Origin of the sequence: Paracoccus sp. S-4012, assembly GCF_009674885.1 — a bacterium.
Classification (GTDB): Bacteria; Pseudomonadota; Alphaproteobacteria; order Rhodobacterales; family Rhodobacteraceae; genus Paracoccus.
Window position 1 is genome coordinate 122,568 of sequence record NZ_WKKA01000001.1, and the last position, 26,254, is coordinate 148,821.

General features: G+C 70.5%; 27 protein-coding genes. 18 read left to right on the forward strand and 9 right to left on the reverse strand.

Annotated features, from left to right (window positions below; translation table 11 throughout):
- Positions 1-4 precede the first annotated feature (4 nt).
- From GI374_RS00570 to GI374_RS00580, 3 genes are read left to right on the forward strand one after another with little or no spacing between them, the layout of a single operon-like run.
- The gene (locus GI374_RS00570; RefSeq protein ID WP_154335076.1) at positions 5-2,269 is read left to right on the forward strand and encodes a xanthine dehydrogenase family protein molybdopterin-binding subunit; all 2,265 of its coding nucleotides are present in this window, start codon (positions 5-7) and stop codon (positions 2,267-2,269) included.
- A 34-nt stretch (positions 2,270-2,303) separates the two neighbouring features.
- Complete coding sequence (locus GI374_RS00575; protein ID WP_229582415.1) at positions 2,304-3,644, forward strand: cytochrome c; 1,341 nt, start codon at positions 2,304-2,306, stop codon at positions 3,642-3,644.
- Positions 3,644-4,591, forward strand: a complete 948-nt coding sequence (locus tag GI374_RS00580; RefSeq protein ID WP_154335077.1) for an XdhC family protein — start codon at positions 3,644-3,646, stop codon at positions 4,589-4,591. Before GI374_RS00575 ends, GI374_RS00580 begins: the two co-directional genes overlap by 1 nt.
- Here GI374_RS00580 and GI374_RS00585 read toward each other — a convergent pair.
- Genes GI374_RS00585 through GI374_RS00600 form a run of 4 tightly spaced genes read right to left on the reverse strand, consistent with a single transcriptional unit; the run spans position 4,588 to position 8,388 of the window.
- Positions 4,588-5,610, reverse strand: coding sequence for a phosphotransferase family protein (locus GI374_RS00585; RefSeq protein WP_370515070.1), 1,023 nt, complete (start codon positions 5,608-5,610; stop codon positions 4,588-4,590). The two genes, GI374_RS00580 and GI374_RS00585, sit on opposite strands and share 4 nt — an antisense overlap.
- Positions 5,607-6,821 carry an acyl-CoA dehydrogenase family protein gene (locus GI374_RS00590; RefSeq protein ID WP_154335078.1) on the reverse strand — a complete coding sequence of 405 codons (1,215 nt, stop codon included), beginning with the start codon at positions 6,819-6,821 and terminating at the stop codon, positions 5,607-5,609. Before GI374_RS00590 ends, GI374_RS00585 begins: the two co-directional genes overlap by 4 nt.
- A 7-nt stretch (positions 6,822-6,828) precedes the next feature.
- The gene (locus tag GI374_RS00595) at positions 6,829-7,566 is read right to left on the reverse strand and encodes an SDR family NAD(P)-dependent oxidoreductase (RefSeq protein ID WP_154335079.1); all 738 of its coding nucleotides are present in this window, start codon (positions 7,564-7,566) and stop codon (positions 6,829-6,831) included.
- A 36-nt stretch (positions 7,567-7,602) separates the two neighbouring features.
- Positions 7,603-8,388, reverse strand: a complete 786-nt coding sequence (locus GI374_RS00600; RefSeq protein WP_229582417.1) for an N-formylglutamate amidohydrolase — start codon at positions 8,386-8,388, stop codon at positions 7,603-7,605.
- Positions 8,389-8,484: 96 nt separating this feature from the next.
- Here GI374_RS00600 and GI374_RS00605 point away from each other — a divergent pair, with 96 nt between their 5' ends.
- The 5 genes from GI374_RS00605 to GI374_RS00625 are packed head-to-tail and all read left to right on the forward strand — an operon-like array spanning position 8,485 to position 12,583.
- Positions 8,485-9,315: an ABC transporter ATP-binding protein gene (locus tag GI374_RS00605; protein ID WP_229582419.1), complete on the forward strand. Its 831-nt coding sequence runs from the start codon at positions 8,485-8,487 to the stop codon at positions 9,313-9,315.
- A gap of 8 nt (positions 9,316-9,323) precedes the next feature.
- Entirely contained in the window at positions 9,324-10,046 is a 723-nt protein-coding gene (locus GI374_RS00610; RefSeq protein WP_370515109.1) for an ABC transporter ATP-binding protein, read from the forward strand.
- On the forward strand, positions 10,043-10,933 hold the full coding sequence (locus tag GI374_RS00615; protein WP_154335083.1) for a branched-chain amino acid ABC transporter permease: 891 nt from the start codon (positions 10,043-10,045) through the stop codon (positions 10,931-10,933). Before GI374_RS00610 ends, GI374_RS00615 begins: the two co-directional genes overlap by 4 nt.
- Positions 10,914-11,957, forward strand: coding sequence for a branched-chain amino acid ABC transporter permease (locus GI374_RS00620; protein WP_154335084.1), 1,044 nt, complete (start codon positions 10,914-10,916; stop codon positions 11,955-11,957). Before GI374_RS00615 ends, GI374_RS00620 begins: the two co-directional genes overlap by 20 nt.
- Complete coding sequence (locus tag GI374_RS00625) at positions 11,954-12,583, forward strand: cysteine hydrolase family protein (RefSeq protein WP_154335085.1); 630 nt, start codon at positions 11,954-11,956, stop codon at positions 12,581-12,583. The genes GI374_RS00620 and GI374_RS00625 overlap by 4 nt, the downstream gene beginning before the upstream one ends.
- Here the strand turns inward: GI374_RS00625 and GI374_RS00630 are convergent.
- Together GI374_RS00630 and GI374_RS00635 are read right to left on the reverse strand one after the other, a co-directional pair.
- Positions 12,577-13,887: a glutamine synthetase family protein gene (locus GI374_RS00630; protein ID WP_229582421.1), complete on the reverse strand. Its 1,311-nt coding sequence runs from the start codon at positions 13,885-13,887 to the stop codon at positions 12,577-12,579. The genes GI374_RS00625 and GI374_RS00630 overlap by 7 nt on opposite strands.
- Complete coding sequence (locus GI374_RS00635) at positions 13,887-14,786, reverse strand: MurR/RpiR family transcriptional regulator (RefSeq protein WP_154335087.1); 900 nt, start codon at positions 14,784-14,786, stop codon at positions 13,887-13,889. The genes GI374_RS00630 and GI374_RS00635 overlap by 1 nt, the downstream gene beginning before the upstream one ends.
- A 143-nt stretch (positions 14,787-14,929) precedes the next feature.
- Here GI374_RS00635 and GI374_RS00640 point away from each other — a divergent pair, with 143 nt between their 5' ends.
- The 9 genes from GI374_RS00640 (at position 14,930) to GI374_RS00680 (ending at position 22,156) form a co-directional block, all read left to right on the forward strand.
- Positions 14,930-16,078, forward strand: coding sequence for an ABC transporter substrate-binding protein (locus GI374_RS00640; protein WP_154335088.1), 1,149 nt, complete (start codon positions 14,930-14,932; stop codon positions 16,076-16,078).
- A 63-nt stretch (positions 16,079-16,141) separates the two neighbouring features.
- Entirely contained in the window at positions 16,142-16,774 is a 633-nt protein-coding gene (locus tag GI374_RS00645; protein ID WP_154335089.1) for an isochorismatase family cysteine hydrolase, read from the forward strand.
- Positions 16,775-16,932: 158 nt separating this feature from the next.
- The gene (locus GI374_RS18785; protein ID WP_195759795.1) at positions 16,933-17,394 is read left to right on the forward strand and encodes a PPC domain-containing DNA-binding protein; all 462 of its coding nucleotides are present in this window, start codon (positions 16,933-16,935) and stop codon (positions 17,392-17,394) included.
- Entirely contained in the window at positions 17,391-17,696 is a 306-nt protein-coding gene (locus GI374_RS00655; protein ID WP_154335091.1) for a c-type cytochrome, read from the forward strand. Before GI374_RS18785 ends, GI374_RS00655 begins: the two co-directional genes overlap by 4 nt.
- Positions 17,693-18,970, forward strand: a complete 1,278-nt coding sequence (locus GI374_RS00660; protein ID WP_154335092.1) for an NAD(P)/FAD-dependent oxidoreductase — start codon at positions 17,693-17,695, stop codon at positions 18,968-18,970. The genes GI374_RS00655 and GI374_RS00660 overlap by 4 nt, the downstream gene beginning before the upstream one ends.
- Positions 18,967-20,001: a YeeE/YedE family protein gene (locus tag GI374_RS00665; protein WP_370515071.1), complete on the forward strand. Its 1,035-nt coding sequence runs from the start codon at positions 18,967-18,969 to the stop codon at positions 19,999-20,001. The genes GI374_RS00660 and GI374_RS00665 overlap by 4 nt, the downstream gene beginning before the upstream one ends.
- Positions 19,998-21,338 carry an FAD-dependent oxidoreductase gene (locus GI374_RS00670; RefSeq protein ID WP_154335093.1) on the forward strand — a complete coding sequence of 447 codons (1,341 nt, stop codon included), beginning with the start codon at positions 19,998-20,000 and terminating at the stop codon, positions 21,336-21,338. Before GI374_RS00665 ends, GI374_RS00670 begins: the two co-directional genes overlap by 4 nt.
- Positions 21,331-21,819: a thiosulfate oxidation carrier protein SoxY gene (locus tag GI374_RS18985; RefSeq protein ID WP_370515072.1), complete on the forward strand. Its 489-nt coding sequence runs from the start codon at positions 21,331-21,333 to the stop codon at positions 21,817-21,819. Before GI374_RS00670 ends, GI374_RS18985 begins: the two co-directional genes overlap by 8 nt.
- A 10-nt stretch (positions 21,820-21,829) precedes the next feature.
- On the forward strand, positions 21,830-22,156 hold the full coding sequence (locus GI374_RS00680; protein ID WP_154335095.1) for a thiosulfate oxidation carrier complex protein SoxZ: 327 nt from the start codon (positions 21,830-21,832) through the stop codon (positions 22,154-22,156).
- A gap of 3 nt (positions 22,157-22,159) precedes the next feature.
- Here the strand turns inward: GI374_RS00680 and GI374_RS00685 are convergent, their stop codons facing one another.
- Complete coding sequence (locus tag GI374_RS00685; protein ID WP_154335096.1) at positions 22,160-22,876, reverse strand: sulfotransferase family 2 domain-containing protein; 717 nt, start codon at positions 22,874-22,876, stop codon at positions 22,160-22,162.
- A 236-nt stretch (positions 22,877-23,112) separates the two neighbouring features.
- Positions 23,113-24,189: an AmmeMemoRadiSam system radical SAM enzyme gene (gene amrS / locus GI374_RS00690; protein WP_154335097.1), complete on the reverse strand. Its 1,077-nt coding sequence runs from the start codon at positions 24,187-24,189 to the stop codon at positions 23,113-23,115.
- An 81-nt stretch (positions 24,190-24,270) separates the two neighbouring features.
- Here amrS and amrA point away from each other — a divergent pair, with 81 nt between their 5' ends.
- Complete coding sequence (gene amrA, locus GI374_RS00695) at positions 24,271-25,617, forward strand: AmmeMemoRadiSam system protein A (protein WP_154335098.1); 1,347 nt, start codon at positions 24,271-24,273, stop codon at positions 25,615-25,617.
- On the opposite strand, the gene GI374_RS00700 is transcribed toward amrA, so the two are convergent.
- Complete coding sequence (locus tag GI374_RS00700) at positions 25,587-26,156, reverse strand: NTP transferase domain-containing protein (RefSeq protein WP_154335099.1); 570 nt, start codon at positions 26,154-26,156, stop codon at positions 25,587-25,589. The genes amrA and GI374_RS00700 overlap by 31 nt on opposite strands.
- Between the last annotated feature and the right edge of the window lie 98 nt (positions 26,157-26,254).

The window sequence follows — 26,254 nt, forward strand, 5'->3', positions numbered from 1 at the left end:
CGACATGACCGAACATATGAAACTCTCGCGGCGCGGCTTCATCTCGACGATGCTGGGAACGGGTGGCGCGCTCGTCATGGGCCTCAGCCGTCCGGTGGTGGCGGCGACGCTCGGGGCCAAGCCCTGGGACAGCTTCGGCGAAGGGGCGGCGTTCACGCCCTGGCTGCAGATTGACCCGACCGGCAAGGTGACGGTCTATGTCACCCATCCCGACATCGGGAACGGCGTGGTGACGCAGGCCTGCTCCTACATCCGCGAGGAGCTGGCCTGCCGCTGGGAGGACATCCGGGCCGAATACGCCGCGCCCGAGCGTGACCATGCTCTCGGCGGCGTCTATTCCGAGGTCGGCGGGCCGCTGGGCTATTTCTCCGGCCGCTCGACCTTCGAGGATCGCCGCACCGCCTACATGACCGCCGCCGCCGGCGCGCGCGAGCGGCTGAAGGCCGCCGCGGCCGAAGCCTGGGGCGTGGACGCAAGCGAGATCACCGCGGAGGAGGGCGTGCTGTCCCACGCCTCCGGCCAGTCGGCGCCCTATGCGGAATTCGTGGCCGCCGCCGCCGCCGTCACGCTGGCCGAGGAGCCGGCGCCGAAGCCGCGCGAGGAATGGACCTTCCTCACCAAGGCCAGCCCGGCCAAGATCCAGATCCCCGAGATCGTCACCGGCCGCGCCGTCTATGGCCTCGACGTGCGCCCGCCGGGCATGGTCTATGCCGCGCTGCGCCAGTCGCCGGTGATGGGCGGGCAGCTGGTCAGCTACGACTTCGAGGCGATCCGCGACATGCCCGGCGTCCGCGCCGTGGTCGAGGTGAAGCCGACCGAGCCGGGCGAGCCCGACCGCATCAAGCCGGCCTTCCCGCTGGGGGCCTCGGTCACCGGCTCCGCCATCGCGGTCATTGCCGATCACTACTGGCAGGCCCGTACCGCCCTCGACGCGCTGCCGGTGGTCTGGGACGATGGTCCCGGCGCCAAGTGGCTGAACATCGAGATGATGGAAGAGGCCGCCATGGCGGCGGTCCGCGCGCCCGGCGAGACGGTCGAGCTGTCGGTCGGCGATGTCGCGGCCGAGTTCGAGGCCGGCGGCACGGTGGTCGAGGCGGAATACCTGACTCCCTATTGCGACCACGTCCAGCTCGAGCCGCTCAACTGCACCGCGCTCATCACCGAAAACAGCGCCGAGGTCTGGGCCCCGGCGCAGCACACGCAGCAGGCCTTTTTCGTGACCGTGCAGGAGACCGGCCTCGCCCCCGAGCAGGTCAAGCTCCACCAGACCTATGTCGGCGGCGGCTTCGGCCGGCGCGTCTTCGGCGACGACACCCGCATGGCGGTGGCGGTGGCCAAGGGCTATCCCGGCGTGCCCGTCCAGGTCATCTGGAGCCGCGAGGAATCCGTGCGCCAGGGCCGCTATCGCCCGCTCATGGGCGCGCATATGAAGGCGCGGCTGGATGACGACGGCCTGCCCTCGGCCCTGCAGATGCGGGTCTCCGGCGGTCCCGGCTTCTTCTCCAACGGCCTGGCCAACACCGCCTTCCCGCTGGTGGTGCCGAACGCGCAGATCGAGAGCACCGTGGTGCGCGACTTCCACATCAAGGCCGGTCCCCTGCGCGGCCCCGGCTACAACTCCTTCGTCTTCTTCCACGAGAGCTTCATCGACGAGCTGGCCGAGGCCGCCGGCGCCGATCCGCTCGATTACCGCATCCGCATCTACGAGAAGTGGGAGGATGAGGGCTGGGTGAAGATCCTCAACGTCCTGAAGGAGAAATCCGGCTGGGGCACGCCCCTCCCGACGGGGCAGGCGCGCGGGGTCGCCATCGGCAACTGGGGCATGGGCGGCCGTCCGCAGCACGGCACCACGCTCGGCGCCGTGGTCCATGCCGAGGTCTCGACCGAGGGCCGGGTCAAGGTGCACCGGATCGACGTGGCCTTCGACAGCGGCCGGGTGATGAACCGAGACGCGGTGCAGGTGCAGCTGGAGGGCGGCGCGATCTTCGGGCTGAACCTCGCCATGAACGAGAAGCTGAACGTGCAGAACGGTCGCATCGTCGAGGGCAACTACGACGAATACCCGCTGATCCGCATGGCCGACACGCCCGAGATCCACATCCACTTCGAGGGCCTGACCGACCACGACCGCTACGACGAGATCGGTGAGCCTCCGGTGGGTCCGGTCGGCCCGGCGCTGGCCTCGGCCATCGCGCAGATCACCGGCAAGCGGCCGCGCAGCCAACCCTACCGCGAACATGACCTCAGCTGGGGCGGCGGCGAAGCCTGAGGGCGCGCCGTCCGGCTGACGAAGGGACAGAGAATTGAGAGCTTTTGCACGTTGGTTCGCCCGGCTGGCGGTGGTCGCGGTGGCGGCAGTCGTGGCCGCCTACTGGTATGGTACGCGGCTGCCCTCGAGCCCCTTCGACGGGGTGCAGGCGGCGGCCGCAATGCCGCTGGAGACCGGGCAATACGCCGCCCGCGTCTCGGACTGCGTCGCCTGCCACTCGACCCATGACGGCCAGCCCTTCGCGGGCGGGCTGGAGATGGGCACGCCGCTTGGCTCGATCCATGCCACCAACATCACCCCCGACCCCGAGCACGGGATCGGCAACTACAGCCTTGCGGATTTCGACCGCGCCGTGCGCCGCGGCGTCGCGCCGGACGGGCGGCGCCTCTACCCGGCGATGCCCTATCCCTCCTACGCCAAGCTCAGCGACGAGGATGTGGCGGCGCTCTACGACTACTTCATGAACCACGTCGAGCCGGTGGCGCAGCCGAACCCGCCTTCCGAGATCGCCTGGCCGCTGAACATCCGCTGGCCAATCGAGGCCTGGAATATCGCCTTCGCGCCGACCGACAGCTTCGAGCCGGACCCGGAGCAAAGCGACTTCTGGAACCGCGGCGCCTATCTGGTACAGGCGGGCGGGCATTGCGGCTCCTGCCACAGCCCGCGCGGGGTGGCGATGAACGAGCAGGGCTACGACGAGACCGACCCGGCGTTCCTGTCGGGCGCGCTGCTCGACGGCTGGTATGCGCCGCCCCTGCGCGGCGGGTCCGGGAACGGCATCGGCCGCTGGTCCGAGGACGAGCTGGTGGCCTTCCTCAAGCAGGGCCGCAACGAGCATGGCGTGGTCTTCGGCTCGATGATGGAGGCGTTCAACAACTCGACCGCCTTCATGACCGAGGCCGACTTGCGGGCAATGGCGCATTACATGAAGTCGCTGCCGCGCGCGTCCGAGCCGCTGTGGGAATATGACGAGACCACCACCGCGAGCTTCGCGGGCGGCATGGCCGAGGCGCAGCCGGGCGCGCAGCTCTACCTGCAAAAATGCAGCTATTGCCACGGCCGCGACGGGCAGAACCGCGGCACGTTCATCCCGCCGCTGGCCGGGCCGTCCTCGGTCCTCGCCGACACGCCGGCCTCGGTCATCAACATCATCCTGAACGGCGCCGGTCGCGTGGTGTCGGACGGCGTGCCCGACAGCTACCGGATGCCGCCCTACCGGGTGCAGCTGACCGATCGCGAGATCGCCGACCTCGCCACTTTCGTGCGGACCTCCTGGGGCAACACCGGCGACGCGGTGACGCCCGAGGAGGTGCGCGAGCTGCGCGAGCGCACGGACCCGTTCAGCGACCGCGTGATCGTGCTACAGATGCGGTGATGGCGGACGTGCTGGACATGATGCGGAGCTCGCTGGCTGGGCATCCGGCGCTGCTCGACCCGTGGCGGGCGGCGCTCGACTGGGGCGAGGGGACGGTGCTTGCCGTCCTGACCGCGACGCATGGCCCGGCCTATCGCCTCGCCGGGGCGGCCGCGGCCATCGCCGCCGATGGCCGCTTCGCCGGGGCGATCACCTCGGGCTGCGTTGAAGCCGACATTACGCTGCGCGCCGCCGAGGTCCGCCGCACCGGCGAGCCCCTGCGGCTGCGCTACGGCGAGGGCTCGCCCTTCCTCGACCTGCGCCTTCCCTGCGGCGGTGCGATCGAGGTCGAGCTGTTCCTGCCGTGCGACCGCGGGGCGCTTGCGAAGCTGGACGCCGCCCGCCGCGACCGCGAACCCGTGGCGCTCCACATCGCGCCCGGCGGCGCGCTGACCTGCGCGCCTTACCGCGAGACTGGCCCCACCCCCGAGGGCTACGCCATCGGCTTCCAGCCCGACATCCGCTTCGTCGTCTTCGGTGCCGGTCCCGAGGCCATCGTCTTCGCGAGCCTCGTCCACGACCTCGGCTACGATCACCTGCTGGTCTCGCATGACCACGCCTGCCTCGATGCCGCCCGCGAGTCCGGCTGCCAGACGCAGCGGCTCACGCGGCTGGACGACATCGCCGCGCTGCGCGTCGATCCCCGCACCGCGGCGGTGCTGTTCTACCACGACCACGACTACGAACCGGAAATCCTGCGCCGCCTCGTCCGCTCCGAGGCCTTCTACATCGGCGCGCAAGGCAGCCGGGCCACGCAAGCCGCGCGGCTCATGCGGCTGCACGAACTGGGCGTGCCGGAGGCCGACACGGCGCGGATACAGGGCCCGATCGGGGTCCTGCCCTCCTCCCGCGACCCGCGCACGCTGGCGATCTCGGCGCTGGCCGAGATCATCGGGCAAGCGGGCTAGAGCAGCCCCGCCGTCCCGTCCAGCACCTCCAGCCCGCGCACCCCGAACCGTTCCGCCAAGGGCGCGAAGCGGTGGGCGTTGGCGTCGGCGGCCGTCCCCGCGGCGGCGCGGTCGGAAATGCCGACGAAGATCACGCCGAAGCGGAAGAGGGCGAAGGCGACGTGGAAGGGGCGCAGGGGCGGGGCGTTGGGCATCATGGCGCGGTAGGCGGCGGTGAACTCGTCGAGGCGCGGGATGCCGGGCACGTCGAGGCCCTTGATGCCGCCATATTCATCCGGCGCGGTGAACCAGGGCATGGCGCAGAAGCCCAGGTCCGCGAGCGGGTGGCCGAGGGTCGAGAGTTCCCAGTCGAGGACCGCGACGACGCGCGGCTCGGTCGGGTGGAACATGAGGTTGCCGAGGCGGAAGTCGCCATGGGCGATGGAGGTGAGGCCGTCGTCCTCGGGCATCACCGCGCGCAGGCGGCGGCCGAGTTCGGCCAGTTGCGGCGACGGCTGGCCGGTCGAGCCCTCCAGCTGCCCGGTCCAGCGGTTCATCTGCCGCTCGAAATAGTTGCCGGGCCGGCCGAAGTCGCCCAGCCCGATGGTGTCAGGGCGGACGGCGTGGAGGCGGCCGAGGGTCTCGGCCATGGCAAGATAGAGCGCGCGGCGTTCCTCCGGGGCGGACTCAGGCAGGGCGGCGTCGTCGAAGACGCGGCCCTCGACGAAGGCCATCAGGTAAAAGGGCGTGCCGAGGATCGCCGCGTCCTGCTCGAAATGGACCATGCGCGGCACCGGCACCTCGGTCGGCGCGAGCGCCGCCATGATCCGGTATTCCCGGTCGATCGCATGGGCGCCCTTCAGCAGCGGTCCGTTCGGCTGCTTGCGGAGGATGTAGCGGTCGCCCCCGCGCCGGAGCACATAGGTCGGATTCGACTGCCCGCCGCTGATCCGCGTCAGCTCGATCGGCTCGGCGGTGCCGAAATGCCGGTCGAGCCAGGCCTCCAGCCGCGCGGGCTCGAAATCGACCGGCCCGCTCACGAGGCCTGTCCTTCGACCGGCCAGGACCAGTAGTTGCGTCCCTCCTCCGAGAGCTTCCGGGCCAGCACCATCCGGTGCACCTCGTCCGCGCCGTCCACCAGCCGCGCCTGCCGGGCGTAGCGGTAGATCCATTCCAATTGCGTGTCGGTCGAGTAGCCGCGCCCGCCGTTGATCTGGATGCCGATGTCGGCCGCGCGGTGCAGCAGGTTCGCGACATGCACCTTGGCGGTTGAGACCTCCTTTTGCGCGTAGCGGCCCTGATCGATCTCCCAGGCCGCGCGCATGACCAGCAGCCGCCCGACCTCGATGTCGGCGCAGAGCGTGCCGAGCATGATCTGGATGCTCTCGCGGTCGATCAGGCGGATGCCGAAGCCCTCGCGGCGCTCGGCGTAGTCGATGGCGATCTCGACGCAGCGCTTGGCGAGGCCGAGCCAGCGCATGCAATGCGTCAGCCGGGCGATGCCGAGGCGGGTCTGCACGACCTTGAGGCCGCGGCCCTCGGCCAGCACCACGTTGCGCGAGGGGATGCGGAGCCCGTCGAACGCGAGTTCGCAATGGCCGCCATGCTCCTCCGGGCCCATGATCGGGATGCGGCGGAGGATCTCCCAGCCGGGATCGTCGCGGTGGAAGAGGAAACAGGTGTGCCCGCGCCGCGCGTCGTCGGAGGTGCGGGCGAGCAGCAGGAAGTGCTCGGCCTCGCCGGCGCCGGTGATGAACCACTTGCGGCCTGTGATCACATAGTCGTCGCCCTCGCGCTCGGCCCGGGTCAGCATCATGCCAGGGTCGGAGCCGCCGCCCGGATGCGGCTCGGTCATGACGAAGGACGAGCGCACCTTGCCCTCGACGATCGGCTTCAGCCACCAGTCCTTCTGCGCGTCGGTGCCGAGCGCCTCGATCACCATCATGTTGCCGTCATCCGGCGCGGCCGAATTGAACACCGCCGGGCCGAAGATCGAGCGGTTCATCTCCTCGTAGCAGACCGCCATGCCGACCTTGTCGAGGCCCCCGCCGCCGGTCTCCTTCTTCAGCTGCAGACACCAGAGGCCTTCCGAGCGCGCCTGCGCCCGGAGTTCGTCCAGCAACTCGATGCGGATGTTCTGGTGCTCGTCGTAGCTTCCGGGGTCGGCTTCCAGCGGCAGGATGCGGTCCGCCACGAAGCGCGCGATGCGGGCGCGGGTGTCCTCGGTTTCGGGGGAGATGCGGAAATCCATGATGCCCTCACAAGCTGGAAACAAGGTGGCCGCCGTCCACGGCGATGACCGCGCCAGTCATGTAGCTGGACGCGTCCGAGCAAAGCAGCCGCAGCGGACCGTCGAGGTCCGACAGCTGCCCGAGGCGGCGCTGCGGAATGCGACGGATCAGCGCCTTGCCCGCGTCCGTGGCGAAGAACTCGCGGTTGAGCGGCGTCTCGACATAGCCGGGGCAGAGCGCGTTGACGCGGATGCCGTGCCGCGCCCATTCGAGCGCGAGGGCCTTGGTGAGCTGGATCACGGCCGCCTTCGACGCTGCATAGGCCGCCACGCTGCCGGCCACGCGCAGCCCGAGGATCGAGGCGATGTTGACGATCGCGCCGCCGCCCTGGTCGGCCATCCGCCGCGCCACCGCCTGCGCCACGACGAAGACCCCGCGCAGGTTGGTGTCGATCACCGCGTCGAAATCCTCGACGCTCTGGGTCAGGGCGGGCTCGGCGCGGCTGATCCCGGCATTGTTGACGAGCACGTCGATCCGGCCGCGGATGCCCTCGAGCGCGGCGGCGACCGAGGCCGGGTCGGTGACGTCCATCACCACCGCCGAGGCCTCGCCCCCGCCCTCCCGGATCTCGGAAGCGATCCCCTCGACCCGGTCCAGCCGCCGCGCGGCGAGCACGGTGCGGAAACCGTCGGCGGCCAGCACCCGCGCGAAATGCTCGCCAAGCCCGCTCGACGCGCCAGTGACCAGTGCAACCTTCTGCGCCATGCCAAGCTCCCTGCCTTTGTGCGGGACCGTCTTACCTCACGGACAGGGCGGCGGCACCCCCTGAAGCCGCGCGGCGGCGGCCGTCAGGCTCTCGGCCAGAAGCGACGACCAGCGTTCCGCGGCGTCCTCGCCCTCGGCCAGGTCGTTCCTGATCTCGATCTCGACGCAGGGCAGCCCGCGCGCCTCGCCGTGGACCGGGATCGCGTAATCGGTGTCGTCGCTGACGCGATAGGGCTCGTTGTCGCCGACGACGTGATGCGAGGTCTGGCGCAGGATCTCCAGCATCGTGGGCGAGAGCGTCATGTCGCGGTTGTGCAGGACCGCAATCTCCCAGGGGCGCGGGACGCCGAGGAAGACCGGCGTGAAGCTGTGGATCGTGACCAGCAGCGTGCGCCGCCCCGCGGCCTCGCGGCGGTCGAGGACCGCCGTCACGTGGTCGTGGAACGGGTGGAAGATCTCGCGGGCGCGCGTAGCGCGATCCTCGGCCGTGAGGCCGATGTTGCCGGGGATTTCGGTCGCCTCGCTCAGGACCGGGGCGAAGCCCGGCACATCCGGGCGGCGGTTGCAGTCGCAGACGAGCCGCGAGTAGCGCTGCATGAAGAGCGGCGCGTCGAGCTTCCGGGCGAGCGCCATGGCGATGCCGCGGGCGCCGATGTCCCACGCGATGTGGCGGGTCAACTCGCTCTCGGGCAGGCCGAGGCTGCGCAGCGACTCCGGGATCAGCCGCCCGGCATGCTCGCAGATCACGACGAAATCGGAGGCGCCCCCGTCGTTGAAGACATCCAGCGGCGGCGGCTCGTGAGGGGCGAGAAGGCGTGGCAAGCGGGTGCTTTCCGTCTGTCGGGGCGTGACACAAATCATACAAAGATGCCGAGCCGGGGCAATATGTCCGCGATGATTGACCGCCCGCCGGCTCTGTTGCTAGCCTTCGCGCCGGGGCGCAGGGGAAACGGGACCATCGACAGCGAGACGATCCTCTCGGCCGAAGGGCTGACGCGGCGGTTCGGCGGCATCACGGCCGTGGAGGGCTACGATCTGCGGCTTGCGCAAGGCGACCTCGTCGGGCTGATCGGGCCGAACGGCGCCGGCAAGACCACGGTCTTCAACATGCTGAGCGGGGTGCTGCGCCCCTCCGCCGGCGGGGTCGCGGTCAACGGGCAGGATCTGACCGGCCGTCCGGCGCACCGCTTCGCCCGTGCCGGGCTGGCGCGGACCTTTCAGAACATCCGCCTGTTTGATGACCTCAACGTCTTCGACAACGTGATGAGCGGCGGGCACATGCGCCTCGGCGCGGGCCTGTGGCCGACGATGCTGCAACTGCCGCGCTTCTGGCGGGCCGAGGCGGCAATCCGCGAGCGCGCGGCGGGGGTGGTCGAGCTTGTGGGCCTCGGCCCGCATATCGGGCGGCGGGCGGGTGATCTGTCCTATGGCGACCGGCGGCGGGTGGAGATTGCCCGCGCGCTGGCCTCGGACCCGCAGGTGCTGCTGCTGGACGAACCGGCGGCGGGGCTGAACCCGTCCGAGACCGCCGGGCTCACGGCGCTGATCCGCGAGTTGGTGAACCGGCATGGCATCACCGTCCTGCTGGTCGAGCATGACATGCGCCTGGTCATGGCGCTCTGCCACCGCATCCAGGTCCTGAACCGCGGCCGCTTCGTGGCCGAAGGCGCACCGCGCGAGATCCAGTCCGACCCGGCGGTGATCGAGGCCTATCTCGGCACCCGCCGCACCCGCGCGGGCGCCGCATGAACGCGCCCTTGCTGGCCATCGAGGGCCTGAACCTGCGCCGCGGGGCCACGCATGTGCTGCACGACCTGACGCTCGACATCCGCCGGGGCGAGATCGTGGCGCTGATCGGCGCGAACGGAGCGGGGAAAAGCTCGACCTTGCAGGCCATTTCGGGGCTGCTGCGGCCGCTTTCCGGGCGCATCGCCTTCGACGGTCCCGACGGCGCAATCGACCTGACCCGCCTCGCGCCCGAGGCGATCGTGCGCGCGGGCGTGGTCCACTGCCCCGAGGGGCGGCAGATCTTCCGCTCGCTGACCGTGCGCGAGAACCTGATGATGGGCGCCTACCCCCGGACCGACCGCGAGAACCTGCCGGCCGAACTCGACCGGGTCCACGAACTGTTCCCGATCCTCGCCGAACGAGCGAAACTCGCGGCGGGCTCCCTCTCCGGGGGCGAGCAGATGATGCTGGCCATGGGCCGCTCGCTGCTGTCAAAGCCGGTGCTGCTTCTGCTGGACGAGCCGTCGCTGGGCCTCGCGCCGCAGTATATCGAGCGCATCTTCGACGTGATCGAGCAACTGCGCTCTCAGGGCGCCACGATCCTGCTGATCGAGCAGAACGCGGCCATGGCGCTCGAGATCGCCGACCGCGGCTATGTGCTCGAGCATGGGCGCATCACCCTCACCGGCACGGGCGCCGACCTCGCCCGGAACGACGAGGTGCGCCGCGCCTATCTGGGGGACCTCGGGTGAGCCAGTATCTGTTCCAGCAGCTGGTGAACGGCCTCTCGCTCGGCAGCCTCTACGCGCTGATCGCGATCGGCTTCTCGATGATCTACGGGATCGTCCGGCTGATCAACTTCGCGCATGGCGATGTGGTGATGGTCGGCGCCTTCGCGTCGCTGGCGATGGTGCAGGCGGGCGTGCCCTGGTCGATGGTGGCGATGCTGGCGCTGGTGATCGGCGCCGCCGCCGGCATGACGATCGAGGCCGCGGTATTCCGCCCCATGCGCGGGGCGAGCCAGGTTACGGGTTTCATCGCCACGCTGGCGGTGTCGGTGCTGATCCAGAACGGGGCGCTGCTGCTGCTGTCGGGCCAACAGCGGACGTTCCAGTTTCCCGCTTTCATGCGCCAGAGGGTCAGCCTCGGCGGCGTCAGCGCCTCCATGACAGACGTGGCGATCATCGTGCTTGCGGTGGTGCTGATCGCGGTGCTGCTGTTCGTGGTCTACCGCACCCGGCTCGGCACGGCGATGCGGGCCACCTCCGAGAACCTTTTGGCGGCGCGGCTGATGGGGGTGCCGGTCAACCGCACGATCCTCGCGGCCTTCGGGATGGGCTCGGCGCTGGCGGGCATCGCGGGGCTGATGTGGGGCGGCAAGTTCGGGCAGATCGACCCGCTGATGGGGGCGGCGCCGGGACTCAAGGCCTTCATCGCCTGCGTGATCGGCGGCGTCGGCTCCATCGGCGGGGCGCTGCTGGGGGGCTATCTGCTGGGCATGGCCGAGGTGCTGTTCGTGGGCCTGCTGCCGCCGGAATACGCGTCCTATCGCGACACCTTCGTGTTCCTGCTGCTGATCGTGATCCTGCTGGTGAAGCCCTCGGGGCTGTTCATGCGCCATGTCGAAGAACGTGCCTGACGCGCTCGCCTTGCCGCAGGCGCGGCCCCTCGCGGGCGGGTTGCGGCTGGCAGCTCTTGTGGCGCTGCTGCTGGCGGCGCTCTGGCTCGCCTCCAGCGTCCTCAGCGCCTATGGCGCGACGCTGGCGGCGCTGGTCTGCCTGAACGTGGCGCTGGCCGTTTCCTTGCAGCTGACCAACGGCCTGACGGGCATGTTCTCGCTCGGGCACCCGGCCTTCATGATGATCGGCGCCTATGTGGCGGCGGTGCTGGGCTATCCGGTGGCGCGGAAGTCCACGATGCTCTCGGGGCTGCCCGAGGCGCTGGCCGCGTGGCAGGCGCCGTTCGTGGTGGCGGTCGCCCTCGGCGCAGTGGCGGCGGGGGTCGCTGCCTGGCTGATCGGACTCGTGGTGCTGCGGCTGAAGGGGCATTACCTCGCCGTCGCCACGCTGGGCCTGATCGTGATCGTGCAGGGGCTGGCGCTCAACTGGCAGGGGATCACGCGTGGCGGCTCGGGACTGTCGGGCATCCCGCGAAAGACCGACATCTGGTGGTGCGCGGGGCTGATGATCGCGGTGCTGGTGATCGTCTGGCGGCTCAAGTTCTCCTCGCTCGGCCGCGCCATGATGGCCACGCGCGAGGACCAGCTCGCGGCCGAGTGCATCGGCGTCCGCACCGCGCGCGTGAAGCTGGTGGCCTTCGTCCTCGGCGCGGTGATGGCCGGGATCGTGGGGGCGCTGATGGCGCATCTGATCACGGTCGTCACGCCGCGCAGCTACGGGATCACGCTCGCGTTCAACCTCGTAGTGATGGTGGTGATCGGCGGCACCGGCTCCATCACCGGCGCGGTGATCGCCGCCGTCGCCATCACGCTCATGGGCGAGGGGCTGAAGCCGCTCGAGGAGGGGATGGGCCTGTACGGTCTGTCGCAGATGATGGTGGCGCTGGCCCTCGTGCTGGTGCTGCGCTTCCGCCCGCAGGGGCTGTTCGGCTCGGGCGAGCCGGGCTGGCTGATCCGCTTCTTCCGGCCGGAGCTTTCTCGATGACCAAACCTCGCCCGCAGGACGTCTTCGCCACCCGCGCCCAGCCTCTGGTCGCCGCCCGCACCGCGCTGCTGGTGATCGACGCCCAGAACTGGGTGTTGGACGAGCCGGCCCGCCAGCCGCGGCCGGAGTTCTACGAGGACGCGCGGGGTTTCGTGATCCCCAACATCGCCCGCCTGATCGCCGCCTGCCGCGAGCGGTGCATCGAGGTCGTCTACACGGTGATGGAGAACGAGACGCTCGACGGGCGCGACCGCTCGCTCGACTACAAGCTGTCGGACTTCTTCATCGCCAAGGGCTCGCATAACGCCCGTGTGATCCCGGAGCTTGCGCCGGGGCCGGACGAGATGGTCATTCCGAAGACCTCGTCGTCGCTCTTCAACTCCACCAATTTCGACTACCTGATGCGGAACATCGGCATCGACACGGTGATCGTGACAGGGTTCCTGACCGATCAATGCTGCGACCACACGATCCGCGACGGGGCCGACCGCGGCTATCACATGATCTGCGTCGAGGACGGCTGCGCGACCGACACCCGCGCGCGGCACCGCGCGGCGCTCGCCGCGTTTGGAGGCTATTGCGTGACCGAGACGACGGACAGCCTGGTCGCCCGCATGGGTCAGTAGACCTCGGCGTAGCGGGCGCAGAGGGCCTCGGGCGGGAGGTCCTTCAGCAGGCCGATCTCAAAGCGCTTGAAGGCGAGGAAGGCAGATTTCAGCACCGGCGTGATGATCGGCGTCAGGTCCTCGTCGGCCTCGAAGGCGTCGAGCGCGTCGGTGAGCGACAGCGGCAGGCGGCGGACGCCCCGCGCCTCGTTGTGGGCATCGTCGAAATGCTGCGGGGCGCCCTCGAACACGCGGGCTGGGTCGAGCCCTTGGTCGAGTCCCCACAGTCCGGCCGCCAGCATGGCGCCGAGGACCATGTATGGGCTCGCGGTCGCATCCGCAGCGCGATACTCGAAGTGATACTGCTTCGCGATCCGCGTCGGGTCGAACACCGGGCAGATCCGCACCCCGGCCTCGCGGTCGCGGTAGCCGAGGTTGTTATAGGCAGCGCTCCAGCGGTTCGGGGTGAGGCGGTAGTAGCTGACCGGCGAGGAGGCCGTGAGTGCCAGATAGGCCGGCATCTTCCGCAGCATGCCTTCGATGAAGCGCCCGGCGGATTCCGAGAGACCGTCGGGCCGGTCGGGATCGTGGTTCACCGGCCGCCCGGTGGCGGATTCGAACAGCGAGAAATGCACATGCACGCCGTTGCCGACCGCATCCGGGCGCAGCAGCGGGGCGAAGCTGACCCGCTGCTCGCCCAGCCGCCACGCCGTCGCGCGGGCGAGTTCGCGGACCAGCACCGCATGGTCGGCGGCGCGCACCCCGATGGCGGGGCCGACGGTCACCTCGTATTGGCTGGGCCCGTATTCGGCCATGAAGGTGTCGAGCTCGATCCCGGCCTGATCGAGCGCGGCCAGATACAGTTCGCCGAACGGGCCGAGGCGGCGCACGGCGCCGAGCGCGTAGGGCGAGTTCGGCTGCTCGTCAGCGCCGAAATAGGCGAACTCGTGCTCGAAGGCGGCGCGGACCGAGAGGCCGTGGCGCTCGTCCAGAGCCTTCAGCACGCGGTTGAGGAAGCCGCGGGTGCAGACCTCCCAAGGGGTGCCGTCCAGATGGCAGATGTCGGCCATGACGAAGCCCTCGACCGCGCTGCCGTCGCCGAAGTCGATCCGCGTCTCGGTCGCCGGGTCGGGGTGCATCACCAAGTCGCCGAACGGCCCCCAGGGCGATGGGGCGATCTTGCCGAAGGGCGTGATGAGCGCGTTGGTGGGCGTCCAGCCGATCCCCCGCTCCAGCCGCCGCTCGCGGTCGCGGGTGGGGTAGCCCTTGCCGCGCGTCTGCCCGCCGATGTCGCTGGTGCAGATGGTGGTGATTTCCTGACGCATCATTGGCCGGTCCCTGTCCTTGTCTTGTCTGCCGCGAGCCGCGCCTGCGCGTCGCGCAGAGCCTCCAGCCGCGCCATCCGCTCGCGCCCCTCGCTTCCGCTGGCATGGGCAACCGCGCCCAGCAGCGCATCCGCCACTGCCATCGCCCCGGTCATCACGTCGAAGATCGAGGGCGAGGCGATCGGGAAGGTCAGCACATGGTCCGCAACCCGTGCGGCGGGCGAGAGCCACGGGTCGGTCAGCACCACCACCTTCGCCTTCTGCGCGGCGGCGAGGCGGGCGAAATCCACGACGTCATCCTGATAGCGGCGCACGTCGAAGACGCAGAGGACCGAGGCGCGTCCGATCCCTAGTAGGTGCTGCGGATGCTTCTGCGCGTCCGGGTCCACTGCCCGCACCCGCGGCCGCACCGAGGCCAGCAGGTCAGCGAAATAATGCGCCACGCGCCCGGAGTAGCGGCCGCCGATGACGTGCAGGTCGCGCTTCGGATCGGCCAGCAGCGCCGTGACGGCGCGAAAGGCGGCGCGGTCCATGCCCGTCCGCAATTCCTCCATGTCGCGGGCGAGCCGCGCGAAATAGGCGTCGAGGAAGTCCGTGCCCGCGCCCTCGCTCCGCTCGAGCCGGATCAGCGGCGATTGCAGCCGGATCTCCAGCTGGGTCTTCAGCGCCGCCTGGAACTGCGCGTAACCCGCGAAGCCAAGGCGGCGGACCAGACGCAGCACGGTCGCGGTGCTGACCCCGCTCGCCTCCGCCAGTTCCGCCACGGTGCCAAGGCCGGAGATAGGGAAGTTCGCGGCGAGGTGCCGAGCGGCGCGAAGCTCGCGCGCGCTCAGGGACGACGCAATGTCCTGCAACCGCGCCTGAAGGTCGCCCGCCGCCTCTGCCTCTACCTGCGCCACGCCCGCTCCCTGCCACCAGCCTGTATCGAAACAGACAAAGCCGCCGCGTTCCACCGAAATGTATGTTTCGTTTGACAGGCCGAAGCGGCTGCTGACACACTCCCGGCCAAGGTCGCCCGACGACCGGCAGGGGGAGAAGCACCATGACAAGACTGTTCGGCGCGACGACGGCCATCGGCCTCGTCCTCGCCTCAGGCGCGATGGCGCAGGAGGCGATCAAGCTCGGCGCGCTCTACAACCTCACGGGCGGCATGTCCTCGCTCGACGGCCCCTCGCTCGCGGGCGCGCAACTCGCGGCCAAGCAGATCAACGAGGCTGGCGGGCTGCTCGACGGCCGCCAGATCGAGATCATCGCGCCGGACGGCAAGACCGACCAGCAGGAGACCGCGATCAACGCCCAGCGGGTGCTGTCCGAAGGCGTCGCCGCGGGCTTCGGCCAGTCCGACACCACCTTCGTGATGGCCGGCGCGCCGCTCTTCCAGGAGGCGGGTATCCCGTTCCTGACCTCGGGCGCCACGCACCCGGAACTGCCCGCCTGGGTCGGCGACCACATGTTCATGACCGCCTTCGGCGACGACGACCAGTCCTTTGCCATCGCCGACTATGCGATGGACACGCTGGGCCACGACAGCTTCGCTGTCTGGACCGACCAGTCGATGGACTTCACCAAGGCGCTGTCGCAGTTCTTCAAGCAGCGGGTCGAGGAGAAGGGCGGCACCATCACCGCCGAAGACAGCTTCATGATCGGCGACACCGACTTCTCGGCCCAGATCGCGCGGCTCGCGGCGCTGGACCCGGCGCCGGATGCGGTCTTCATCTCGGCCATCCCGGCCGAGGCGGGGCTGACCGTCAAGCAGATCCGCGAGGCCGGCATCGAGATGCCGATCATCTCGGGCGACGGCTTTGACACGCGGCTAATCTCAACCATGCCGGGGCCGGAGCTGGCCAATGACGTGTGGTTCTCGACCCACACCTATCTGGCCGACGACCGGCCCGAGGTGGCGCAGTTCATCGAGGACTATACCGCCGAATACGGCCACCCGCCGGAAAACAGCTTCGCGCCGCTGGGCTATGACGCGGTGAAGCTGCTGGCGGACGCGATCACCCGCGCCGGTTCGGCCGAGCCGGAAGCGATCCGCGACGCGCTGGCCGAAACGCGGGACTTCCCGGCTGTGACGGGGACGATCAGCTACACGCGCGAGAGCATGGTGCCGCCGAAGCCGATCTCGATCGTCGAGATGCAGGGCGGCGCGTTCAGCGTCGAGGAGATCTGGCGTCCCGAAGGCCAGTGAACCAGATGAAAGGCGGTGCGGCCGGCCCCTCCCAGGCCGGTCGCTTGCATGATGGAGGCATGAATGACCGCTGCCGGAACCACTCTGGCGCATTACACCGGCCGCGACCGCAAGCTGGACCCGCGGCGCACCGCGGTCCTGATCGTGGACGCCCAGAACGCCGAGGTGTCGCCCGAGGTCGAGGCGCAGCACCCGGATTTCGTCCGCGAACTCCGCCAGAACGCGTTGCCCGCCATGCAGCGCCTGCTGGCAGGCGCCCGGGCGGCGGGGGTCGAGGTCGTTTATACGGTGATCGAGTCGCTGACGCTCGACGGCCGCGACCGCTCGCTCGACCACAAGCTGTCGAACATGCACATTCCCAAGGGCTCGCCGCTCGCGCGAGTGATCGACGCGGTGGCGCCGGCGGGCGACGAGATCGTGGTGCCGAAGACCTCCTCGGGCGTCTTCAACTCGACCAACATGGATTACCTGCTCCGCAATCTCGGGGCCGAGAACGTGATCGTCGCCGGGTTCCTGACCGATCAATGCGTGGACATGGCGGTGCGCGACGGGGCCGATCGCGGCTTCTACATGGTCTGCGCCCATGACGCCTGCGCCAGCTACACGCCCGAGCGTCACGCGGGCGCGCTGAAAGCGTTCGGCGGCTACTGCCGCTTGCAGACGGTGGACGAGGTGCTGGCCGACATCGTGGTCTGAACGCCGGGTGCTCGCCGCGAGCGTCGCCGTGCCGCGCCCCCGCGTTGACTCACGACCGTCCTCGCCGCTACACCCGTGACAAGGCCGCGGATGCGCCTTGGTTGATCGATGCCCGGTTCGGGCTGCCCAGGTTCCGACATCCTGCAAGCGGAGAGCGCGTGGCCGTTCCGTCCCCTGTTGCCCTTGCTGCCGACCCGTCGGCGGCCACCTCGCCGGGCATCTTCGCCGCCCTGCGGCTGCTGCCGGGCGCGGATCTGATCGCGGGCCTGCGCGCGTTGCAGCGGCGGGCGGATGCCCCGGCCATGGCGGTGGTCGCCTGCGCGGGCAGCCTGACGCGGGTGCTGATCCGCCATGCCGATGCCGCCGAAGGCACGCTCTACGAGGGCCGGTTCGAGATCACTTCGCTCTCCGGCACCATCGACCCGCGCCACCAGCATCTGCACATCGCCATCGCCGACCCCGAGGGCCGTGTCTTCGGCGGCCACTTGCTGCCCGGCTCGCAGGTCCGCACCACGGCCGAGATCGTGGCCCTGATCCTGCCCGGCCTGCGCTTCGGCCGGGCGCCCTGTCCGCGCTCCGGCTACGACGAACTGACCATCGCCGCAGAGGAGGCCCCATGATCCGCCTAGCTGTCCCGCTCGCCCTTGCGGCGGGCCTCGCCCCCGCCCAGGCGCAGGAGATCGATCCCGCAGACCTCGCCGTGATGGCCGGGCCTTGCGCCAACTGCCACGGGCCGGACGGGCGCTCGCCGGGCGCGATCCCCTCGATCGCGGGGCTGCCGGAGGGCGAGGCGGCGGCGAAGATGCTGGCCTTCCGGGCCGATGAGGACCCGAAGGCGACCATCATGCCGCGGCTGATGAAGGGCTATGGCGAGGCCGAAATCCGGGCGCTTGCCCGCTGGTTCGCGGAGGTGGGGCAATGATCGCGCGGCGCAGCGTTCTCAAGGGCATCGGCGTGGGCATGGGCGCGCTTGCGCTGCCGTCGCTCGCGCGCGGACAGGCGGCGGCGCATGTGGTGGTCGTCGGCGGCGGCTTCGGCGGCGCGACGGCGGCCCGCTACCTGCGGCGCGGGAACCCCGATCTGCGCGTCACGCTGGTCGAGGCGGACGAGCGGTTCGTGACCTGCCCGTTCTCGAACCTCTATCTCGGGGGCCTTCGCGACCTCGACAGCATCACCCACGGCTATGACGATCTCCGCGCCGCCGGGGTCGAGGTGGTCCATGCGCGGGCCGAGGGGGTGGATGCGGCCGCCCGCACGGTCACGCTCTCGGACGGCTCGCAGCTCGCCTGGGACCGGCTGGTCCTCTCGCCCGGCATCGACATCCGCTGGGGGGCGCTCGCCGGCTATGACGAGGCCGCGGCCGCGCTGGCGCCCCATGCCTGGAAGGCCGGGCCGCAGACGCAGCTTCTGCACGACCAGCTGCGCGCGATGGAGGATGGCGGCACCTTCGTCATGGTCCTGCCGGAGGGCCCGTTCCGCTGCCCGCCGGGCCCCTACGAGCGCGCCAGCATGGTCGCGCATTACTTCACGACCGAGAAGCCGCGCTCCAAGATCCTGATCCTCGATTCGCAGGAGCGCTTCTCCAAGCAGCCGCTGTTCCAGCAGGGCTGGGAGGCGCTCTATCCCGGCATGATCGAGTGGGTGAGCCAGTCCGATGACGGGCTGGTGGTCGAGGTCGACGCCGCCGCGCGCGAGGCCGTCACCGGCTTCGGCGAGCGCCACAAGGCGGATGTGCTGAACGTCATCCCGCCGCAGAAGGCCGGGGCGATCGCCGAGGCAGCGGGCGTCACCGACGAGACCGGCTGGGTGCCGGTCCGCGGCGACCGGTTCGAGTCGGCGCTCGTGCCGGGCATCTACGTCCTCGGCGACGCGACCATCGCCAACCCGATGCCGAAGTCCGGCTTCAGCGCCAACACCCAGGGCAAGGTCGCCGCGGCCGCGATCATCGCCGAGCTTGCCGGGCGCGAGCCGCCGACCGCGAGCTTCGCCAACACCTGCTACAGCCTGATCGGTCCCGGCTACGGCATCTCGGTCGCGGGCGTCTATGCCGCGGACGGCGGGACCGTGATCGAGATCGAAGGGTCCGGCGGCGTCAGCCCGCTCGAGGTGGGGCCAGAGTTCCGGCGGGCCGAGGCCGAGTATGGCGCCGGCTGGTATGCCTCGATCTGCGCCGACATCTGGGGCACCAGGGCGTGACCGGACTGGCCCTCGGCCTCGTCCTCGGCGCCGTCTTCGGCGTCGCGGCCCGGCTCGGGGCCTTCTGTCTGCTGCGCGGGATGAAGGGGCTGCGGCCGGGGGGCGATCTGTCGGCGCTGCGGGCCTTCGCGCTCGCCATGCTGGTGGCCTTGCTGGCAACGCAGGGGTTGAACGCGACGGGCGCGACCGATCTCGGCGCGGCGATGCAGCTGAACGCGACGAATCCGTGGGTCTCGATGCTGACCGGGGGCGTGATCTTCGGCCTCGGGATGGTGCTTGCCAATGCCTGCGGTGCGCGCTCGCTCGTGCTGCTGGCGGGCGGCAACCTGCGATCGCTTCTGGTGCTGCTCTGCCTTGGGCTGGCGGCGCAGGCGACGCTGACCGGGGTGCTGGCGCCGCTGCGTATGGCGGTGCAGCGGATGGGGACGCGCGGTGATGAGACCGCGCTGCCGCAGCTGCTGCAGGCGGCGGGGCTGACCGGGCCGCTCGCCCTCGGCCTCTCCATCGCCCTCCCCGCCCTCGCGCTCGGCTGGTTCGCCTGGCCAGTCCTCCGCCGCAGCCGGATCGAGGCGCTGGCCGCCGCGGTCATCGGCCTCGCCATCGCCGGTGGCTGGTGGATCACCTTCGCCACCGACGATCCCTTCGACCCGAGGCCGCTCATCTCGCTCAGCTTCGTCGGCCCGGTGGGCGAGGGGATGCTGTGGATGATGCTGGCGACCGGGCGGCAGGCGGGTTTCGCCGTCGCCGTCATCGGCGGCACGATCCTCGGCGCCTTCGCCACGGCGCTGGCGACCCGCAGCTTCCGCGCCGAGGGCTTCGGCTCGGCCCGGCAGATGCTGGGCGCGGTCGCGGGCGGCAGCCTGATGGGCTTCGGCGGCGTCCTCGCCCTCGGCTGCTCCATCGGGCAGGGCCTCTCGGGCTTCTCGACCCTTTCCATCGGCAGCCTCGTCGCTCTTGCCGGCATCGTCGCCGGCATCGCGGCGGGCCTCTCTCTCACCCCGCAACCCACACCCGCAGGAGCCCGGACATGATCATCCGCCGCCGCAGCCTTCTCGCCGCCGTGCCGTCCCTCGCGCTCGGGGCCACGCTCGCCGGAAGCCCCCTTCTCGCCGCGCCCGCCTCGCTGAGCGCGGACACGCAGCTGCTCCCCCGCAGCGGCAGCGCCCCGCGCATCGTGATCTGCGGCGGTGGCTGGGGCGGGCTGACGGCCGCCCGCTACCTCAAGCAGGAACTGCCCGGTGCCGAGGTGATCCTGCTCGAGCGCAACCCGTCCTTCTGGTCGGCCCCGTTCTCGAACAAGTGGCTGATCGACGTGGTGGACACCAGCTTCCTGATCCACGACATGCAGCGCCCGGCGAACAAATACGGCTACCAGCTGGTGCAGTGCGAGGTCACGGGGATCGAGCGCGACCGCAAGATCGTCCGCACCTCGAAGGGCGTGGTCGATTACGACTACCTGATCCTCTCGGGCGGCATCCGCGACGCCTGGGACGCCTGGTTCGGCGACGACAAGGCCGCGGCCGCCTATACGCGCGCGCATTACGCCTCGGCCTATATCCCGCAGGGCGAGGTCCTCGGGCTGAAGGACAGGGTGCGCGGCTTCCAGGGCGGCACCATCGTGATGACCCTGCCGCCGCCGCCGCACCGCTGCCCGCCCTCGCCCTATGAGCGCGCCTGCCTCATGGCCTGGCACTTCAAGACCAACAACATTCCCGCAAAGATCGTGATCCTCGATCCGAAACCGCAGGTGGCGCCGATCGGCGGTGGCTACCGCGCGGCCTTCGAGGAACTCTATCCCGACATCATCACCCATGTCCCGAATGCGCGGGTGAAGGAGGTCGATCCTTACAACAAGCGCATCTCGACCGAGGCGGGCGATTTCGACTTCGACGACGCCATCCTGATGCCGCCGCACCAGGCCTCCGACATGGTCTTCTACGCCGACCTGATCGGGAAGGACGTCGAGGGGAAATCGACTGGCTGGGCCGACATGCACCCGCGCCTGTTCCACGCCAACACCGACGAGGACGTCTATATCGTCGGCGACTCGATGGGCGCGGTCTCGCCGCATTTCGGCCATTACCCGAAGAGCGCGCATGTCGCGAACTACATCGGCAAGATCGTCGCCGGCTATATCGGCCAGCGGGTGCGCGGCGAGGAGGTCGTGGCGGCGCTGCCCGACAACCTCTGCTACATGCTGGTGAACGGCGACCCGCGCGAGGCGATCTCGGTCGAGTTCGACTACGAGGTAGGCGCCGACGATCAGGTCCATCAGACCCAGATTGATATCGACGTCCGCACACCCGATCTGATGGCCGAGGACTTCGTCTGGATCAACGGGATGTTTGATGACTTCGTTCGTGTTTGAGCCAACGCGCCGCGACCTCCTTGCGGGGGGCGCGGCGCTCGCCGGGCTGGCGGCGGCGGGCCTCGGGGCCTCCGCCGCGCAGGCGCAGGGCACCTCGCTCGCCATGCCGCAACTCGACTCGGCCGTCGCCGACGATATCGCGGCCGCGTTCGCGGGCGGCGCCACGCCGATCATGGAGGGGCTGGAACTCGACCTGCCCGCGCTCGGCGACAATCCGGCCGCCGTGCCGGTGCGGGTCCACGTCACCGAGCCGATCACCGAGGCGTCATGGTGCGAGGAGCTGATCCTCATCGCGGACCTGAACCCGCTGCCGCTCGCCTGCCGCTTCACCTTCACCCCCGATGCGGGGTCGGCGGATGTCGCGGTGCGGCTGCGGCTGATCGGAACCATGCCGATCCGTGCGCTCGCCCGGATGAACGACGGCCGGGTCCTCGTGGCGCGGCAGGAGATCACCGTCGCCGCCGGCGGCTGCGGTCTTTGAGGAGATGAGCATGGCCCGTCCCCCCCGCATCTGGATCAGCAACGACACGCCCGCCTTGGGCGAGATCGTCCGCGTCCGCGCGCAGATCGTCCATGTCATGGAAAGCGGCTTCCGCATGGATGCGAATGGCGACCCGATCCCGCCGAACCTGCTGACCGGCTTCACCGCGACGCTCGACGACAGGCTGCTGATGGAGTGGCTGCCCGAAACCGCCATCTCGCAGAACCCCTATATCGAGTTCACCTTCGCCGCCCGCGCCTCCGGCACGCTGCGGATGGTCTGGACCGACGAGAGCGGCGTCGTTGCCGAGGCCGGGCAGGAGATCGCGGTCGGCTGACCGTCAGGCGCGGGGCGGCTGGACGCGACTGACATATTCCATCAGCCCGAGGTCATCGAGGTTGCTCTCGACCAGCAGCCGGGCGAGGTCGTCGTCGATCTCGACCGGCTCACCCCCGGCCACGTTCTCGCGCGGGGCCGCGACGGTGAAATCGGGCCATTCGCCCGCGATCTGCTGGCGCAGCCGCTCGACCGCGTCGGGGAAGCGCTCGACCACGCCGAGGACGCCCTCGCGGCGCAGCATGTCGACGGCCAGCATGGCCCGATGCAGCTCCGGCTCCGGGCCGGGGAGGAAGGCCGCGAGGCGCAGGGTCTGGAAGTTACGGCACTGCCGGTCGCCGGAATGCGCGAGCCGGGCGCGGACATAGGCGCCGAAATCGCCGCGCTTGGCCAGCTGCGCGCCCCAGTTGTCGGCCTCCTGCTGCCGCTCGAAGCGGTAGACCGACACGAGCCGCGCGATGGGGTTGCGCAGGAAGGCCACCGGCACCACGCGCGCGCCGTCGATCCGGGGCACCGGGCCGAGGGCGGAATGCGAGGAGAAGGCGACCGCCTCCGGCGCCCCCGCGATCCACTCGGCCAGCAGGGCCGAGTTGTCGCCGCCGCGGGCCGGGAACTCGGCCGTGACCCAGCCGTGACCGAAGTTCCGCTGCAGGACCCGGTCGAAGGAGGTGCCGGCGTTCTTGAACAGGTGGTAGTGCAGGATGACGGTGCGCGCGGTCATGCGCGGCCAGCCCGCCTGAGGGGGCCTCCGCGCGGCGGGATCACTCGCGGGCAGAGGGGCGCGGGAGAGGCGCTGTGATGCATGAAGCGGCGAGGCTCCGTTCGGCGTGGCGGCAGGCGCGATGATAGGATCAAGGCCGAGCCCTGCACAACCAGGCCGGAAGACCTCGGGCCGGCGATGTTGGATTTCACCGCCCCGCTTGGGGCCTGCGCCGCGGGCTGCGAGGGGCGCTGAGGTCAGATCGCCACAGGCTCGGGCCGCACCACCTCGCGCCGCGGGCCCCAGGTGCCGGGGGCGGCGGCGAAGACGCCGGGCAGCCTTGTGCCGCAGGCGGTGCAGGCACCTTCGGGTGTCAGCTTCCAGTCCGACAGTCGGTACCAGTCGCGGCCGATCACCGCCCCGCCGCAGCCGGGGCAGTAACTCGACTGGCCCTCGGGGTCGTGGGTGTTGCCGGTATAGACGTGGCGCAGCCCCACCGCCTTGGCGATCCGCCGTGCCTCGGTCAGCGTCGCAGGCGGGGTGCGGGGCACGTCGGGCATCCGGTGGTCGGGGTGGAAAGCCGAGAAATGCAGCGGCACGTCCGGGCCGAGGCGGTCCATGATCCACTCGCACATCCGGGTGATCTCGTCGACCGCGTCGTTGTAGCCGGGGATCAGCAGCGTCGTCAGTTCCACCCAGCAGTCGGTCTGGTTCACGACGTAGTCGATGGTCTCCAGCACCGGCGCGAGATGCGAGCCGGTCAGCTTGCGGTAGAATTCCTCCGAGAAGCCCTTGAGGTCGATGTTGGTGGCGTCCATCGCGGCGAAGAACTCGGCCCGCGGCGCGGGGGTGATGTAGCCCGCTGTGACCGCCACGCTGCGGATGCCGCGGGCGCGGCAGGCCTCGGCCGTGGCTGTGGCGTATTCGTGGAAGATCACCGGGTCGTTGTAGGTGCAGGCGACCGAGGCGCAGCCCGCGCGGACCGCAGCCTCGGCGATCGCCTCGGGCGTCGCCTCGACGGCGAGGGAGTCAATCTCGCGGCTCTTCGAGATCTCGTGGTTCTGGCAGAACTTGCAGGCGAGATTGCAGCCCGCAGTGCCGTAGCTGAGGACCGGGGTGCCGGGCAGGAAGTGGTTGAGCGGCTTCTTCTCGATCGGGTCGATGCAGAAGCCGGTGGACCGGCCCCAGGTGTCGAGGACGATCCCGTCGCCCTCGCGGCGGCGCACGAAGCACATGCCGCGCTGGCCGGGGCCGAGGGCGCAGAAGCGGGGGCAAAGCTCGCAGACGATACGGTCGTCGGCAGGCCGGGCGGACCAGAAGCGGGCGGTTTGCATCGGCGCAGGCCCTCGCAGGGGCGCGGTCAGTGACTACATGCGGGATATGGGGGCGGCGGGCCGCCGCGCAAGGAGGATGCCATGACCGCGATGCCGCGCCGGTTGCGATTTGCGGGGTCGTTCTTTCCGGGCGAGGTCGGGGCGCTCGGCGCGGCGGTGGACGAGGGTTTGGCGGGGGCCGCGGGCCTGACCGCCGGGGCGATGCCGCGCGCGGTGGTCGCCGCGCATGCGGGATATGTGTATTCGGGGCGCTTCGCGGGGCTGTCGCATGGCGTGGTGCCGCGGCGACCGGGGCGGGCCGTGGTGCTGTCGCCCTCGCACCGCCACGCGTTCCGCGGCGTGGCCTTTCCGTCGCAACCGGCCTTCGTGACGCCGCTCGGGCAGGTGCCGATCGACCGCGCGGGCTGCGCCGCGCTCGCTTCGGCCGGGCTGGCGTGCGAACTCGATGCCGCCCATGACGACGAGCACGGGATCGAGACGCAGCTGCCATTCCTCGCCCGGCTCTGGCCCGGCCTGCCGGTGGTCCCGCTGGTGATCGGGGCCGAAACCCCCGCCACGGTCGCGGAGGCGATCGACGCGCTCGATGACGGGGCGACACTGTTCGTCCTCTCCTCCGACCTCAGCCATTTCCTCACCGACGCCGAGGCCCGCCGCATCGACGCCGAGACGGCGGCGCTGATCGAGCGTGGCGAGGCTGGGGGTCTTGACGGCCAGCATGCCTGCGGATGGCAGGCGGTCGCGGGATGGCTGGCCTCCCGCGCGGGCGCGCAGAGCCGCGCGCTGCGGCTGGGCATGGGGAACAGCGGTGACGTGTCGGGCGACCGGGGGGCGGTTGTGGGCTACGGGGCCTGGGGGTTCTACGATCTGGACGCGGACTGCTTCCCTGCGGCGCACCGGGCGCGGCTTCTGGCGGCGGCGCGGGCGGCCATCGCGGGGCGGCTGGCAGGCGAGCGTTCTGCTGTGCCGGAGGTCCCTGCGCCGCTTCGGACCACGGCCGCCTGCTTCGTCACCCTCACCGAAGCGGGGGCGCTGCGCGGCTGCATCGGAACCCTCGAGGCGCGCGAGCCGCTGGTCGGGGCGGTGATCGATGCCGCCCTCGGCGCCGCCTTCGACGATCCGCGCTTCCCGCCGCTCCGGGCGGGGGAGCTGGACCGGCTGCGGATCAAGATCTCGGTCCTCACCCGCGCCGCGCCGATGGCGGTGGGCTCCGAGGCCGAAGCCCTTGCTGCCATCGAGCCGGGCCGCGACGGGCTGATCCTCGAGGACGGGGCGCGGCGCGCGACCTTCTTGCCGGCGGTATGGGAGAGCCTGCCCGATCCGCGCGACTTCCTGCGCGACCTGCGGCGCAAAGCGGGGCTGGGCGCGGATCACTGGTCGGCGGCGACCAGGCTCTTGCGCTACCGGGCGGAGGAGTTCGGGGAGGAGTGAAGGTCCGCAGGGCGGTCGATGTCGAGCAATTCCTCCGCCGCAACCTCCACCACCGCCGCCTCCGCCAGCAATGCGCCCGCGCCGCGGTCGCCTGACAGCCCCAGCAGCCCTGAAAACATCGTGGCGGGAAAACAGGCGGGGACGCCGGGTCTCCCATCGGGGTGGCGCACCGCCGCCGGTGTCGCGCCGCAGGCCGCCACCACCGCGTCGAGCGTTTCCGGCCGCAGGCGCGGCATGTCCCCGAGGAGGATCAGCAACTTCCGCGCACCGACGGCCTCCGCGTGACGCACGGCGGCGCGCAGGCTCGCGGCCTGCCCCTCGTCCGGCTCGTCGGGGACGAGACGCTCAAGCCCCGGCAAGGCCGCCGCCACTTGGGGCGCGCGGACCACCGCTGCACGGTGATCCACCCGCGCCGCGCCAAGCGCCGCCGCCGCCCATGTGACCAGCGGCCGTCCCTGCCAGTCCGCCAGCAACTTCTCGCCCGCGCCCCATCGGCGCGAATGACCGGCGGCCAGCAGAACGCCCGCGACCCGCATCATGGCCCGCACCCTGTCCTCCGCAGACGGATCACCCAAGGGACGCACGGGGCAGCGAGGGGCGCGGAAAGCATCATCGGCGATGGAACATCCCGCCGTGC

Excerpts from the sequence above, each read along its gene's own strand:
- GI374_RS00570 (WP_154335076.1), top strand. The coding sequence starts at position 5 with ATGACCGAACATATGAAACTCTCGCGGCGCGGCTTCATCTCGACGATG.
- GI374_RS00580 (WP_154335077.1), top strand. The coding sequence starts at position 3,644 with ATGGCGGACGTGCTGGACATGATGCGGAGCTCGCTGGCTGGGCATCCG.
- GI374_RS00590 (WP_154335078.1), bottom strand. The coding sequence starts at position 6,821 with ATGGATTTCCGCATCTCCCCCGAAACCGAGGACACCCGCGCCCGCATC.
- GI374_RS00595 (WP_154335079.1), bottom strand. The coding sequence starts at position 7,566 with ATGGCGCAGAAGGTTGCACTGGTCACTGGCGCGTCGAGCGGGCTTGGC.
- GI374_RS00620 (WP_154335084.1), top strand. The coding sequence starts at position 10,914 with ATGTCGAAGAACGTGCCTGACGCGCTCGCCTTGCCGCAGGCGCGGCCC.
- GI374_RS00625 (WP_154335085.1), top strand. The coding sequence starts at position 11,954 with ATGACCAAACCTCGCCCGCAGGACGTCTTCGCCACCCGCGCCCAGCCT.
- GI374_RS00630 (WP_229582421.1), bottom strand. The coding sequence starts at position 13,887 with ATGCGTCAGGAAATCACCACCATCTGCACCAGCGACATCGGCGGGCAG.
- GI374_RS00640 (WP_154335088.1), top strand. The coding sequence starts at position 14,930 with ATGACAAGACTGTTCGGCGCGACGACGGCCATCGGCCTCGTCCTCGCC.
- GI374_RS00645 (WP_154335089.1), top strand. The coding sequence starts at position 16,142 with ATGACCGCTGCCGGAACCACTCTGGCGCATTACACCGGCCGCGACCGC.
- GI374_RS00655 (WP_154335091.1), top strand. The coding sequence starts at position 17,391 with ATGATCCGCCTAGCTGTCCCGCTCGCCCTTGCGGCGGGCCTCGCCCCC.
- GI374_RS00660 (WP_154335092.1), top strand. The coding sequence starts at position 17,693 with ATGATCGCGCGGCGCAGCGTTCTCAAGGGCATCGGCGTGGGCATGGGC.
- GI374_RS00670 (WP_154335093.1), top strand. The coding sequence starts at position 19,998 with ATGATCATCCGCCGCCGCAGCCTTCTCGCCGCCGTGCCGTCCCTCGCG.
- GI374_RS00680 (WP_154335095.1), top strand. The coding sequence starts at position 21,830 with ATGGCCCGTCCCCCCCGCATCTGGATCAGCAACGACACGCCCGCCTTG.
- GI374_RS00685 (WP_154335096.1), bottom strand. The coding sequence starts at position 22,876 with ATGACCGCGCGCACCGTCATCCTGCACTACCACCTGTTCAAGAACGCC.
- amrS (WP_154335097.1), bottom strand. The coding sequence starts at position 24,189 with ATGCAAACCGCCCGCTTCTGGTCCGCCCGGCCTGCCGACGACCGTATC.
- amrA (WP_154335098.1), top strand. The coding sequence starts at position 24,271 with ATGACCGCGATGCCGCGCCGGTTGCGATTTGCGGGGTCGTTCTTTCCG.
- GI374_RS00700 (WP_154335099.1), bottom strand. The coding sequence starts at position 26,156 with ATGATGCGGGTCGCGGGCGTTCTGCTGGCCGCCGGTCATTCGCGCCGA.